This is a genomic window from Achromobacter sp. GbtcB20 (assembly GCF_019091095.1).
Lineage (GTDB): Bacteria > Pseudomonadota > Gammaproteobacteria > Burkholderiales > Burkholderiaceae_B > Achromobacter > Achromobacter mucicolens.
The window spans coordinates 1-237 of the sequence record NZ_JAGXJZ010000890.1; the positions used below are offsets into that span (position 1 = coordinate 1).

1 protein-coding gene is annotated in these 237 nt (G+C 69.2%); it reads right to left on the minus strand.

The features are described 5' to 3' along the window. Nucleotides 1-223, minus strand: a 223-nt coding sequence (locus KVT32_RS31535) for a hypothetical protein (protein WP_217619578.1), incomplete at its 3' end; no start/stop codon positions are given. Nucleotides 224-237: the final 14 nt, after the last annotated feature.

Here is a 237-nt window from a genome sequence, read left to right on the forward strand (position 1 = left end):
TGCGGGTGTCGGTCAGCTCCGCAACGGCGCCGCCGTTCACCGATACCGTGGCCAGCTGGGTCGGCACATAGCTCGTGGAGTAGTGCACCAGCAGCTTGCGGTTGTCCGGCGACAGGGCGAAGCGCTCCACGCCTTCCTGGCCCGTCACCTCAACGGTGGCGCCATCCTGCGCGGTCACCCCGCAGCCCTCGCAGGTGCCCCGGTTCTTGCGGGTGCAGTGCATGATGGGGGTGGTGC